13 protein-coding genes are annotated in these 12,726 nt (G+C 73.0%); 12 read left to right on the top strand and 1 reads right to left on the bottom strand.

The window, feature by feature from the left end; genetic code table 11:
* The first annotated feature begins 2 nt into the window (after nt 1-2).
* From AC067A_RS20975 to AC067A_RS20955, 5 genes are all read left to right on the top strand, one after another.
* The gene (locus AC067A_RS20975) at nt 3-1,133 is read left to right on the top strand and encodes a DUF2786 domain-containing protein (protein WP_479243993.1); all 1,131 of its coding nucleotides are present in this window, start codon (nt 3-5) and stop codon (nt 1,131-1,133) included.
* 131 nt (nt 1,134-1,264) lie between these two features.
* Nucleotides 1,265-3,484, top strand: a complete 2,220-nt coding sequence (locus AC067A_RS20970) for an FUSC family protein (protein WP_479243992.1) — start codon at nt 1,265-1,267, stop codon at nt 3,482-3,484.
* A 138-nt stretch (nt 3,485-3,622) separates the two neighbouring features.
* Nucleotides 3,623-3,787: a 50S ribosomal protein L33 gene (rpmG, locus tag AC067A_RS20965; RefSeq protein ID WP_479243991.1), complete on the top strand. Its 165-nt coding sequence runs from the start codon at nt 3,623-3,625 to the stop codon at nt 3,785-3,787.
* An 8-nt stretch (nt 3,788-3,795) separates the two neighbouring features.
* Nucleotides 3,796-4,065, top strand: a complete 270-nt coding sequence (locus AC067A_RS20960) for a type B 50S ribosomal protein L31 (protein WP_479243990.1) — start codon at nt 3,796-3,798, stop codon at nt 4,063-4,065.
* Nucleotides 4,066-4,372: 307 nt separating this feature from the next.
* Nucleotides 4,373-4,585 (top strand): DUF397 domain-containing protein, encoded by a 213-nt coding sequence (locus tag AC067A_RS20955; RefSeq protein WP_173861569.1) that lies wholly within the window; start codon nt 4,373-4,375, stop codon nt 4,583-4,585.
* A 266-nt stretch (nt 4,586-4,851) separates the two neighbouring features.
* Here AC067A_RS20955 and AC067A_RS20950 read toward each other — a convergent pair whose 3' ends face one another.
* Nucleotides 4,852-5,349, bottom strand: coding sequence for an ATP-binding protein (locus AC067A_RS20950; RefSeq protein WP_479243989.1), 498 nt, complete (start codon nt 5,347-5,349; stop codon nt 4,852-4,854).
* A 321-nt stretch (nt 5,350-5,670) separates the two neighbouring features.
* On the opposite strand from AC067A_RS20950, the gene AC067A_RS20945 reads away from it, so the two are divergent.
* From AC067A_RS20945 to AC067A_RS20915, 7 genes are all read left to right on the top strand, one after another.
* Nucleotides 5,671-6,543, top strand: a complete 873-nt coding sequence (locus AC067A_RS20945) for a helix-turn-helix domain-containing protein (protein WP_479243988.1) — start codon at nt 5,671-5,673, stop codon at nt 6,541-6,543.
* A 63-nt stretch (nt 6,544-6,606) separates the two neighbouring features.
* Nucleotides 6,607-8,064, top strand: a complete 1,458-nt coding sequence (locus AC067A_RS20940; protein WP_479243987.1) for an aldehyde dehydrogenase family protein — start codon at nt 6,607-6,609, stop codon at nt 8,062-8,064.
* Between the two features lie 160 nt (nt 8,065-8,224).
* Nucleotides 8,225-8,773, top strand: coding sequence for a DinB family protein (locus AC067A_RS20935; protein WP_479243986.1), 549 nt, complete (start codon nt 8,225-8,227; stop codon nt 8,771-8,773).
* Nucleotides 8,774-8,818: 45 nt separating this feature from the next.
* Nucleotides 8,819-9,433: a PadR family transcriptional regulator gene (locus AC067A_RS20930; RefSeq protein WP_479243985.1), complete on the top strand. Its 615-nt coding sequence runs from the start codon at nt 8,819-8,821 to the stop codon at nt 9,431-9,433.
* Between the two features lie 240 nt (nt 9,434-9,673).
* Nucleotides 9,674-10,654 carry an ATP-binding cassette domain-containing protein gene (locus AC067A_RS20925; protein ID WP_479243984.1) on the top strand — a complete coding sequence of 327 codons (981 nt, stop codon included), beginning with the start codon at nt 9,674-9,676 and terminating at the stop codon, nt 10,652-10,654.
* Nucleotides 10,651-11,415, top strand: a complete 765-nt coding sequence (locus tag AC067A_RS20920) for an ABC transporter permease (protein ID WP_479243983.1) — start codon at nt 10,651-10,653, stop codon at nt 11,413-11,415. The genes AC067A_RS20925 and AC067A_RS20920 overlap by 4 nt, the downstream gene beginning before the upstream one ends.
* Nucleotides 11,416-11,507: 92 nt before the next feature.
* Nucleotides 11,508-12,722 carry a WD40/YVTN/BNR-like repeat-containing protein gene (locus AC067A_RS20915; RefSeq protein ID WP_479243982.1) on the top strand — a complete coding sequence of 405 codons (1,215 nt, stop codon included), beginning with the start codon at nt 11,508-11,510 and terminating at the stop codon, nt 12,720-12,722.
* Nucleotides 12,723-12,726: the final 4 nt, after the last annotated feature.

The raw sequence follows: 12,726 nt of genomic DNA, 5'->3' as shown, positions 1-12,726 counted from the left end.
GCATGGGCACCACGATCGACAGGGCCTTCGAGGCGCTGTACGCGAGCGACGACGGGTCGCTCGACACGGCGGCGTCGCTGCTCGCCGCCGACCGGGACGCGGACGGGGAACTGGCCCGGCGCGGCGAGGAGTTCCTGCGCACCCTGTGGGGCAGGGGCTGGCAGCCCGCCGACCTGGCCAGGACGGTCCGCCGGGAGCTGGCGGACGAGCACGCACGCCTGCTCGCCGCCCTCGTCAGGACGGAGACGGCCGGGTACGGCAGGCTGCCGCACCGCTGGCAGGCGCAGGTCGACGAGCTGGACGACACGGCCGTACGGCCGACCGACCGCTTCTCGTACGCGACGACCGTCCTGGAGCTGTACCGGCTCCTGGTCCGGCTCCCGCGGCTCGACGCCGTCGGCCCGGTGCCGGGCGAGGCGCTGCCGCCCGCGGCGGCGGGGGAGCCGCGGATGCTCACCCGGATCAGGGCGCTGCTCGCCAAGGCGGAGGCGACCGGCTATCCCGAGGAGGCCGAGGCGCTGACGGCCAAGGCCCAGGAGCTGATGGCCCGGCACAGCCTGGACGAGGCGACGCTCGCGGCGGGCGCGCCGTCCCCGGAGACCCCCGGCGCGATCCGCATCGGCGTGGAGCCGCCGTACGAACAGGCGAAGGCGATCCTGCTCGACGCGGTCGCCACGGCGAACCACTGCCGGGCCGTGTGGAACGAGGCCTACGCCTTCTCGACGGTGGTCGGCTTCGAGGCGGACCTGGATCCGGTCGAGCTGCTGTACACGTCGCTGCTCGTCCAGGGCACGGCGGCGATGACGCGCGCGGAGGCGGAGCAGCGGGCGGGCGGCCGCAAGCGCACGAAGTCCTTCCGGCAGTCGTTCCTGCTCGCGTACGCCCACCGGCTGGGGGCCCGACTCGCGTCGACGTCCCGCCGGGTCGCCGCCGAGGCCCCCTCGCTCCTGCCCGCCCTCGCCTCACGGGACCTCGCCGTCACCAGTCGTACCGACGAGCTCTTCCCCGAGACCCGCACCACCCGCGTCCGGGCGGCCTGGGACGAGGCGGGCTGGAACCACGGCGCTTCGGCCGCCGACCGGGCCGGGCTGCATCCCGACCGTCCTTCCCTCCGGGACCGCGGGGAGCCGTAGGCGCCGGAGAGGGCTGGAGGGCGCCGGAGAGGGCTGTGAAGAACGCCGGAGAGGGCTGGAGGACGCCCGTGGGTGCCGTAGACGACGGGTGAAATGTCGGTTTCGCGGGGGGTCGCGGATACGCTCGGCGCATGAGCTGGCTTCGGGCGTTGAAGGCGACCTCCCGCTCGGGGCTCACGGTGGAGCGGCGACGGCTGGAGCCCGCCATCGCGGCGAGGGGCGCGCTGGGGCTGGCGCTGGTCATGGGGTTCTCGCTCGTGTCGTTCGGCCCGGCCGTCGCCGTGTCGTCGGCGTTCGGCGCGTTCCAGGCGGCCATCGCCACCTTCCAGCGTTCGTGGCGGCCCCGCCCCACCCTGGCTCTCGCGTCCGGGGCGAGCCTCGCCGTGTCGACCTTCCTCGGCTATCTCACCGGCGCGCACGAGGCCCTGTTCCTGACGCTGCTGCTCTCCTGGACGTTCCTCTCGGGCCTCGCCTGGGCCGCGGGCCCGACCGCCGGGATCATCGCCTCGTCCAACGTGGCGATCATGCTGGTCACGGTCACGCTGCCCACGTCCGTCGCCACGGCCGCCGGTCACGCCGCCATGATCTTCGCGGGCGGTGTCGTGCAGGCCGCGCTGGTGGTGCTCCTCCCGGTCCGCCGCTGGGGTGCCCAGCGCGACGCCCTGGCGGACGCGCTGGCCGCGGAGGCCGACTACGCGCGGCGCCTCCGGCACGACCCGGTCGCGCCCTTCGACCCCGTCCCCCTCATGACGGCCCGCAGCGCGGCCGCCGTGACGCCCCGCCAGGCCCGCCGCCGTCCCGCCGAACTGCACGGGGCCCGAGGGCTCGCCGAGCGCATCCGCCCGGTGCTCGCCTCGCTGGCGGACCCCGCGGTCGGGGTGCCGGAGGAGGGGCCGCAACGGGACCGCGTGCGGGAACTGCTCGCCGCCGCGGCCGCGCTCCTGGACGCCGCCGCCCACGCGATCCGGCACGGCGAACCCGTCACGCTCCCCCCGCCGGCCGTCGCCGCGCTCCGCACCCCCGACACCGGCGCGATCCTCTCCGGCCCCTCCCGCCGCGCGGCCCTCCGGCTCGCCGCCCTCCTCGGCGACGTCGTGGAGACGGCGGATCCACGCACGGAGACCTCGGAAACGGCCACGGAGCCACCGGGCCCGCGCACGGAACCGGGCCCGCGGCCGGAACCGGGCCCGCGCACGGAACCGAAGCCGGGCGCGGAGACTTCGCGTACGGCCGCGGAGGCCTCGGGACCGCGCGCGGAGGCCCGGCGGCCACCCGCCGGTCCCCGGCCCGTGGCGGCCGCCCGGACCCGGCCGACCCTCGTCCGCCTCGCTCCTGTCGTGGCCGCGAGGATGCGCGCCGAGCTGCGCCCCGACTCGCCGATCCTGCGGCACGCGGTCCGGGTGTCGGTGGTCACGGCCGCCGGGTACCTGCTGGGCGCGGTGCTGCCGTTCGGGCACGGGTACTGGGCGCCGATGGCGTCGGTGATGGTGATGCGGCCGGACTTCTCGCAGACGTACGCGCGGTCGGTGGCCCGGTTCGGCGGCACGCTCGTCGGGGTGGGGCTGGCGACGGCGGTGGTGCAGTGGGCGGACCCGGGGACGTACCCGTCCGCCGCGCTCGCGGTACTGAGCGCCTTCGGGATGTACCTGCTGATGCGGGCGGGGTACGCGGCGAGCCAGGTCTTCGTCTCCGCGTACGTGGTGTTCCTGCTCGGCGTGGAGGGGGCGGGCCTGACGCAGACCGTGCGGGACCGGGTGCTCCTGACCCTCGTGGGCGGGCTCCTCGCGATGCTGGCGTACGCGGTCTACCCGGCGTGGGAGACGCCCCGGCTGCGCGGTCGGCTCGCGGACTGGCTGGCGGCGGTGGGCCGGTACGCGGCGGCCGTCGCCGCGCGGTACGCCGACCCGGTCGGCCCGGCCTGCCCCGACGTGCGGGAGGCGCTCCTGGACACCCGCGCGGCCCGGGTCGCCTGGCAGGAGGCGCTGGCCCGGGCGACCCACGAGCCGGTGCGCCACCGGGGCCTGTCGCACGCGGCGGCTGAGCAGGCCGAGTACGCCCTCGCCGAGTTCGGCCGGGTGGCGATGCTGATGGAGGCGCACCTTCCGGAGCGCGGCGCCCCGCCCGTGCCCGCCGCCGCGGGCCTCGCGGAAGCCCTGCGCCGGACGACGGAGCGGGGCGCGAAGGAGGTGCGGGAGCGCCGGGAGCCGCACTGGGACGACCTGCGCGAGACGGTCGCCGCCTGGACCGCAGCCCCGCCGGACCACTTCCTGCTGCACAAGGGGGCCGTCCTCCTCCTGCAGGCCCTCGACGAGGTCACGGTCGCCCTGACGGCCTCCACGCGCGCGCGTTAGCCGGTCGTCACCGAGGCGACTTCCTCGTGCGGCGCCTGGCCCTCAGGCCTCTTGCGGCGCCTGGCCATCAGACAAGGGTGACCTACCTCTCCGAAAAAATATTGGAAATGGGAACCATTTTCATTTACTCTGCACACCATGGCACGCAACGAGCTCCGCCCCGTGGTCAGGCTCCGGTCCACCGCGGGCACCGGATTCACCTACGTCACCCGCAAGAACCGCCGTAACGACCCCGACCGCCTCGCCCTGCGCAAGTTCGACCCGGTCGCCGGCCGTCACGTCGACTTCCGAGAGGAGCGCTGAACCACCCCGTGAAGCCCGGAATCCACCCCCCGTACGAGCCCGTCGTCTTCCGCGACAAGGCGGGCGGCTTCGCCTTCCTCACCCGCTCCACGCTCACCAGTGAGAAGACCGTGGAGTGGGAGGACGGGCGCACCTACCCCGTCGTCGACGTCGAGATCTCCTCGGCGAGCCACCCCTTCCACACCGGCACCGCGCGCGTCCTGGACACCGCGGGCCGCGTGGAGCGCTTCGAGAAGCGGTACGGCTCGCGTGCCGGCGCCCCCGGGGCGACCGGCTGACATCCACCGTCGCCCTCGTCGGAGGACCGCACTCCGACGCCCCTCGCGGTCGTCGAGCTCTGTGAAGATCGGGAGCCGTAGGATCGCGAGGGGAACCGTACGGGCCGTCAGGAACGTCTGATCAGGGGAACTTGGCTCGCGGAAGCCGGTGGCACGCTGTGTCGCGTAGCCACTACGCCACCCCTCGTGCACGTGCATCTGCTCATGCATCGGCATGTGAACACAGCTATGATCCGAGGAAGTTGACACCTGCACCAAGTGACTCGGGGAGCTTCCAGTGCACCATGCGCATCACGCGTACAACGGCATGGCGGCCACGGAGCTGCGTGGTGTCGTGTGGCAGAAGAGCAGGCACAGCAACTCCCAGGGGTCCTGCGTGGAGTTCGCCAAACTTCCCGGGGGAAACGTTGCCGTGCGCAACTCGCGCCACCCCGAAGGACCCGCCCTCGTCTACACGCCCGCGGAGATAGAGGCGCTCCTGCTGGGCGTCAAGGACGGCGAGTTCGACCACCTGGTGTGACCGTGCCGGAGGGCCGCCCCGGGCGCGGACGCGTCTCGACGGCCTTCCGACCCGGGCCCCGCACCCGTTTTCGCCCCGGGCCCTGCGTATCCGGCTCCGACCCGGACCCTGCACCCGTTTCCGACCCGGACCCTGCACCCGTTTCCGACCCGGGCCCTGCACCCGTTTCCGGCCCGGGCGTGCGGCGTGACGCGGGAAGGGCCCCGGCGGTGTGCGCCGGGGCCCTTCCCGTATGACTCGTGTACGTCTCGCGTACCCGTCGGGCGCTACTCCGGACCGATCCGGAACAGCGCCCACACCACCTTGCCCTGGAGCGTTCCGGCGAGTGGGTGCCACCCCCAGCTGTCGCTGAAGGAGTCCACCAGGAACAGTCCGCGGCCCGACTCGGCGGAGAAGTCCTCCTCGCCGCCGCGCGCCTCCGGGCTCTCGCCGCTGGGGTCGCGCACGGCGCACACCAGGCGCGAGGCCCAGCGCATGAGGTGCAGCCGGACCGGCGGGTTCTGGCCTTCCTCCTGGGGCGCCTCGGTGGGTACGGCGTGGCGCAGGGCGTTGGTGACGAGCTCGGAGACGACCAGTGCCACGTCGTCGAAGCGTTCCGTCAGCTCCCAGCGGTCGAGCGTCGAGCTGGTGAACTTCCGGGCCCCGCGCACGGCTTCGTACCGGGCGGGAAGGGCGCAGGAGGCGGAGGTGGAGACGGCGCCGGGATCGAGCGGCGGTAGGCCCTGCCGTAAAGGCTCGAGCACGGTCGATCCATTCGTCCCCATGCGAGGCACTCCCGGGAATCGCGACTGTGGTGCGACAACACGAACGAGTACGCGGCTGCGCGGGGCCCATGCTTCCGAATGCGCCCACTGGATGCAAGGGCAGATGCACGTGCACGCGCCGGACCTGTCCGCCCCCGTGCCGAATCTGTGCATAAGTCGTCCACTCGTCAAGGGGAACTTTCCGCGAAGTACGTGCGCTGTGCGCGCGAGAGCCCGGATCTCGCCGCCATTCCGTAATCGAATGTGTACGCGCTGAAGCGTTTGGTGGCAGAATCCGGGGCTCGACGGGGGCTCGACACCGTAAAGGGGAGGCTGGGAGTCGTGACCGCAGGCGAATCGAGCGGAGCGAGCGGGAGTGTGGTGCGGCGCATCCTGCTGGGCTCCCAACTGAGGCGGTTGCGCGAGTCGCGCGGGATCACCCGCGAGGCGGCCGGCTACTCGATCCGGGCCTCCGAATCCAAGATCAGCCGTATGGAGTTGGGGCGCGTGAGCTTCAAGGCCAGGGACGTCGAGGATCTGCTCACGCTGTACGGGGTCGGGGACGAGGCCGAGCGCGGCTCCCTCCTCGGTCTCGCCCGTGAGGCCAACGTCGCCGGCTGGTGGCACAGTTTCGGCGACGTCCTGCCGGGCTGGTTCCAGACCTACATCGGCCTCGAAGGCGCCGCCTCCCTCATCCGCGTCTACGAAGTCCAGTTCGTGCACGGCCTGTTGCAGACCGAGGCCTACGCCCAGGCCGTCGTCACCCGCGGCATGCCCGACGCCACGCGCGCCGAGATCGACCGCCGGGTCGCGCTGCGCCTGGAGCGCCAGAAGGTCCTCGTCTCCGAGCGGGCCCCGCAGTTCCACGCCGTCCTCGACGAGGCCGCGCTGCGCCGCCCGTACGGCGACCGGGCCGTCATGCAGGGGCAGTTGAGGCACCTCATCGAGATCTCGGAGCACCCCGGCGTCACGCTCCAGGTCATGCCCTTCAGCTTCGGCGGCCACGCCGGCGAGAGCGGCGCCTTCACGATGCTGAGCTTCCCCGAGTCCGACCTCTCCGACATCGTCTACCTGGAGCAGCTCACCAGCGCCCTCTACCTCGACAAGCGCGAGGAGGTCGCCCAGTACCAGCGGGTGATGGAGAAGCTGCAGAAGGACGGTCCGGATCCGGCCGAAAGCCGTGACCTTCTCCGGGGTCTCCTCCAACTCTCCTGACACATCAGTACGATGACGCCACATCAGTCGCACTGCAGGTAGCGGGTAGAGGGGTCTTCCACCATGTCGCACTTCACCGACCTGGCCCACCAGTACATCGACGGCGAGTGGAAGCCGGGCAGCGGCTCGTGGGACATCATCGACTTCAACCCGTACACCGGGGAGAAGCTCGCCTCGATCACGGTCGCCACCACCGGCGAGGTCGACCGCGCCTACCGGGCCGCCGAGCGCGCCCAGGCCGCGTGGGCCGAGACCAACCCGTACACCCGCCGGCTGGTGTTCGAACGCGCGCTGCGGATCGTCGAGGACCGCGAGGAGGAGATCGCCGAGACGATCGTCGCCGAGCTGGGCGGCACCCGCCTCAAGGCGGCCTTCGAGCTCCACCTCGCCAAGGAGTTCCTGCGCGAGGCGATCCAGCTGGCGCTGCGCCCCGAAGGCCGCATCCTGCCCTCGCCGGTCGACGGCAAGGAGAACCGCGTCTACCGCGTCCCGGTCGGCGTCGTCGGCGTCATCTCGCCGTTCAACTTCCCCTTCCTCCTGTCGATCAAGTCGGTCGCGCCCGCGCTCGCGCTCGGCAACGCGGTCGTCCTCAAGCCGCACCAGAACACCCCGATCTGCGGCGGCACGCTGGTCGCCAAGGTCCTGGAGGAGGCCGGCCTGCCGGCCGGTCTGCTGAACGTCGTCGTCACCGACATAGCCGAGATCGGCGACGCCCTGCTGACCCACCCCGTCCCGAAGGTCATCTCCTTCACCGGCTCCGACAAGGTCGGCCGCCACGTCGCCACGGTCTGCGCGCAGAACTTCAAGCACGCCGTGCTCGAACTCGGCGGCAACAGCGCCCTGATCGTCCTCGAGGACGCCGACGTCGACTACGCGGTCGACGCGGCCGTCTTCAGCCGCTTCGTGCACCAGGGCCAGGTCTGCATGGCCGCCAACCGCATCCTGGTCGACCGCACGCTGGAGGAGGAGTTCACCGAGAAGTTCGTGGCGAAGGTGAAGACCCTGCGCGTCGGCGACCCCGCCGACCCCGCCACCCACATCGGCCCGCTCATCAACTCCCAGCAGGCGGAGTCCGTCTCCGCGCTCGTCGACCAGACGGTGGCGGCCGGCGCGACGGCCCTGCTGCACGGCACCGTCGACGGCAACCTCGTCTCCCCGTCCGTCCTCACCGGCCTCGCCGCCGACTCCCCGGTCCTCGGCCAGGAGATCTTCGGCCCGGTCGCCCTCATCGTCCCCTTCGACGGCGAGGACGAGGCCGTGCGGATCGCCAACGACACCCCGTACGGGCTCAGCGGCGCCGTCCACACCGGGGACGTCGAGCGGGGCGTACGGGTCGCCAAGCGCATCCACACCGGCATGATCCACATCAACGACGGCACCGTGCACGACGAGCCGATCGTGCCCTTCGGCGGAGAGAAGCACTCCGGCATCGGGCGGCTCAACGGCGACGCGATGGTGGACTCGTTCACCACCCAGAAGTGGATCTCGATCCAGCACGGCCGCAGCCGCTTCCCGTTCTGACGGGAGCCGTCCGGCCGGATCCCCGAGGAGAGGTCCCGCCGGACGGGACCTCTCCGCAGGGATCATTTCGGCACGTTCTCCATTGAGGACAGCAGCTGTCCTCAATGGTCCGTAGCGTGGTCCGTGTCGAAAGAAGCCACGACCACGTAAGGCGGACACCATGGTTGCCCTTGTTCCCGCAGAGGCCCCCGGCGACGAGCGCGGCGCGTTCCTCAACTTCATCGAGGAGCAGCGAGCCGCGCTCCGCCGCGCGCTCCACGGACTCACCGAGGAGCAGGCGGCCGGGCGCCCCAGCGCCAGCGAGCTCAGCCTGTCCGGCCTGCTCAAGCACGTCGCCGAGGTGGAGCTCAACTGGCTGCGCCTCGCCCAGCGGCGTCCGAACGAGCGGCAGCGCACCCAGGAGACCTGGGGCGAGGCCTTCCGGCTCGTCGGGGACGAGACCGTCCCGGAGATCGTCGCGTTCTGGGCGGGCGTGGCGAAGGAGACCGAGGACTTCGTCCGTACCGTGCCGAGCCTGGACGAGACCTTCCCGCTGCCGAAGGCGCCCTGGTTCCCCGAGGACGGACGGGTATCGATCCGCTGGATGCTGCTGCACCTCGTGCAGGAGACGGGCCGGCACGCCGGGCACGCGGACATCATCCGCGAGTCCCTGGACGGCAGGACCTCCTTCGAGCTGATCGCGGCGGAGCGGGAGGAGCGGGGCGCGTGAGCCCCGCGCGTACCCTGGTCGAAATCGACCAGGGAGGTGCGTGGGATGTCGGCGATCCGGCTCCTCGTCCTGGGCGCGGTGAAACAGCACGGCCGCGCCCACGGCTACCAGGTGCGCAACGACCTCGAGTACTGGGGCGCCCACGAGTGGTCGCAGGCGAAGCCCGGCTCGATCTACCACGCGCTGAAACAGCTGGCGAAGCAGGGAATGCTGCACGCCCACGAGAGTGCGCCGAGCACGGTCGGCGGGCCGCCGCGCGTCGAGTACGAGCTGACGGAGCGGGGCACGGAGGAGTACTTCGCGCTGCTGCGCGAGGCCTTGACCACGTACGACCAGAAGATGGACGTCCTGTCGGCGGGCATCGGCTTCATCGTGGACCTGCCCCGGCAGGAGGCCGCCGAGCTGCTGCGCCGACGGGTCCGGGCGCTCGACGAGTGGCGGGCCGCCGTCACGGAGTACTACACGCCGGCGGGCGGCCCCGGCCGGCTCGGCCACATCGGCGAGATCATGCACATGTGGGTCCACTCCGCGGACGCGGGCAAGGAGTGGACGCTCGGCCTCATCGAGCGGATCGAGGGCGGGGCGTACGTGTTCGCGGGCGAGGGAGAGCCGTTCGTGGGCGTCCTCGCCGAGGGCGAGGAGAACCCCTTCGCGACCTGACCGGGGTGCGGTCGGGAAACCTTTCGCGACCTGACCGGGGTGCGGTCGGGAACCCTTGGGCGACCTGCCTGAGGCGCGGTCGGGGCCCCTTCGCGACCTGACCGGGCGCGATCGGGAAGCCCTTCGTCGCGTTCCGTCGAGTTCACTCATCAAGTTTGACTAGCGGGCGGGGAGGGCATACCTTGCTCCGTCGGCGACAGCTGGTCAAATTTGACTACGAAGCTTTCCGGAGGAATCGACATGACGGCGGACGCGATCCTCGTGCAGGGCGCGCGCAAGCGGTACGGGGACAAGGACGCCCTGGCCGGCCTCGACCTGACCGTCGGGCGCGGCACCGTCCACGGCCTGCTCGGGCCCAACGGCGCGGGCAAGACCACGACGGTACGGATCCTGGCCACCCTGCTGCGCCACGACGAGGGCCTGGTACGGGTGGCGGGACACGACGTACGGACCGAGGCCCGGGAGGTGCGGCGGCGGATCGGGCTGCTCGGCCAGCACGCCGCCCTCGACGAGGAGCTGGGCGGGCGGCAGAACCTGGAGATGTTCGGCCGGCTCCACCACCTGGGCGCCCGGCGCGCGGGGACGCGGGCCGACGAGCTCCTGGAGCGCTTCGGCCTCGCCGACACCGGGCGCAAGCCCGTCAAGCGGTACAGCGGCGGCATGCGTCGGCGACTCGATCTGGCCGCCTCCCTGATCACCGAACCCGAGGTGCTCTTCCTCGACGAGCCGACGACCGGGCTCGACCCGCGTGGCCGCGGTGAGGTCTGGGAGTCCGTGCGCTCCCTCGTCGGCGGGGGCACCACGGTGCTGCTGACCACGCAGTACCTGGAGGAGGCCGACCGGCTCGCCGACCGGATCTCCGTGGTGGACCGCGGGCGGGTCGTGGCCGACGGTACGGCCGACGAGCTCAAGGCGCGGGTCGGCGTGGACCGCATCGACGTGGTCGTACGGGACGCGGCGCGGCTCGACGAGGCGGCACGGCTGCTGCCCGCGGCGCGCGGCGAGGTGGACGTGGACGCCGACCGGCGGCGGCTCAGCGCGCCCGTGAAGGACCGGATGGCCTCGCTCGCCGAGACCGTGCGGGCCCTGGGGGCGGCCGGGATCGAGGCGGAGGACATCGCCCTGCGGCGGCCGACGCTGGACGAGGTCTTCCTGCGTCTGACGGCGGTGGAGCGGGAGCCGGACCGGGACGGGGCCCGGCGGAAGGAGGTGGCGGCATGAGCGCCGCGTACGTGGTGGGCGACTGCTGGACGATGACCCGCAGGGAGCTGGCGCACTGGGCCAGGCAGCCGGTGGCGGTCCTGGTGGGGCTCGTCTTCCCGGTGATGATGCTGCTGATGTTCGGCTATCTGGTCGGCGGCGGGCGGGGCGTCGACGGCGACTACGTCGACTTCCTGGTGCCCGGGATGCTCACCCTGACCATGGTGTTCGGGCTCGAAGGCACCATGACGGCCGTGACGCAGGACCTGAACAAGGGCGTGGTCGACCGCTTCCGGTCGATGCCGATGGCCGACGGGGCCGTGCTCGTGGGACGGGCGGCCGCCGACATGCTCCAGTCGACGGTGGGCCTGCTCGTGATGGTCGGCGTCGGGTACGCGATCGGATGGCGGGCGCACGGGGGTCTGGGGAGCGCGCTGGGGGCTCTGGGGCTGCTGCTCCTGCTGCGGTTCGCGATGCTCTGGATCGGGATCTTCCTCGCCCTGGTCGCGGGGCGGGCCGAGCTGGTGCAGGCGGTGCAGATCCTGGTCTGGCCCGTCGGTTTCCTCTCCAACGCCTTCGCCTCGCCGGACTCGATGCCGGGCTGGCTCGGCACGTTCGTGGAGTGGAACCCGATGTCGGCGACGGCGACGGCGGTCCGTGACCTCTTCGGCAACCCGGGCGGCGAGCCGGGGCACGTCATGGCCGCGGTGGTGTGGCCGCTGGTGCTGCTGGCCGTCTTCCTGCCCCTGGCGGTGAGGAGGTTCGGGCGCCTCGGGAAGTAGCGGCGCGGAGGTGGGAACCCCGAGGCGGTGAGCGGTGTATTGAAAGCAGCGGCTCACCGCGGGCCGTCCGAGGGACGACAGGGGGACGTGCGATGCGCAGGCCGGTGGGCGTGGCCGGCGCCGTCGTGGCGCTGGTGATGGTGGTGCTGAGCGGGTGTACGGGGGCGGGGGAGGGCCCGAAGCCGAGTGCGGGGCAGGGGGGTTCGGGACATCCGGCCGCCGAGGGCGCGTTCGGGCCGCCGCCCCGGGTGCCGTCCGGGGAGGAGCTGCCCGGCTGGGCGCACAGTCCGGGATTCGCGCGGGACGGCAGCGGGTTCGCGCTGCTCGTCGGGTGCGTGGGGTCCGGGGCGGCGCCCGGGGCCGGCTTCTGCCGGCAGCAGGTGGCCGTGCGGGACGCCGGGGCGGCGGAGTGGGTCGTGCGGCGGTCGCCGCTGCCCGAACTGCGCGCTTCGGAGGGCGCCTCGGCGAACCTGCTGGCCCTCGGGCCCGGCCGGGCGCTGATCGAGGACGGGGGCGGCGACCGGCCGGAGCGGACCTGGTTCACCCGGGACGGGGGCCGGAGCTGGCGCGCCGTGGACCGGCGGACGGTCGGCGAGACCGAGGAGATACCCGCCGGCGCGGTGCTCGCCACCGGGTGCGCCGCACCGGCCGGGGCGCCGCCCGACGCGTGCGTACGGGAGCGGGTGGTCGTGGTGTCGCCGCGGGACGGGCGGCGCCGGGCACTCGCCGGCGCCCCGTCGCTGGGGGCGCACCCGCTGCCCGCGGCGCAGCAGGAGCCCGACGGCTCCTGGTGGGTGTCGGGGGCGGACTCGCTGTCCGGGCGGGTGGCCGTCGCCTTCTCCCGGGACGGGGGCCGGAGCTGGACGGTGAGCCGGCTGCCGAGCCCGACGGACCGGCCGGGGCGGCGGGTCGTGGTCGCGGTCGGACCGGACGCGGTGTACGCGGCGGAGATGGGGGAGTTGAGGGGCGGCGAGCCCGTCAAGAACCCGATGAGGGCGCTGCACCGCTCGGTCGACGGCGGCGTCACATGGCAGCGGATGTGGACCACGGGCCCGAAGACGGAGCCGCGCACGCTGATGGGCCTGCCGGTGCCGGGACCGGGCGGCCGGGTGGAGATCGGCGGGGAGCTGTCCGGGTACGCGAGCGTGGACGGCGGCCGTACGTTCGCCGGGCTCGGCGGCGGCCACCACGTCCGCCGCACCCCGCTCGGTCTGCTGCGCGAGGGGTCCCGCTGCGCGTACGAGCTGAGCGCGGACGGGGTGCGGTGGTCGGAGTTCCGGCTCGCCTGCGGGGACGGGGCCGGCTGAGGGC

It is taken from the genome of Streptomyces sp. NPDC043176 (assembly GCF_056436715.1).
The sequence above is the reverse complement of the archived record's forward strand: the minus strand, read 5'-3'. Positions and strand labels throughout refer to the sequence as shown.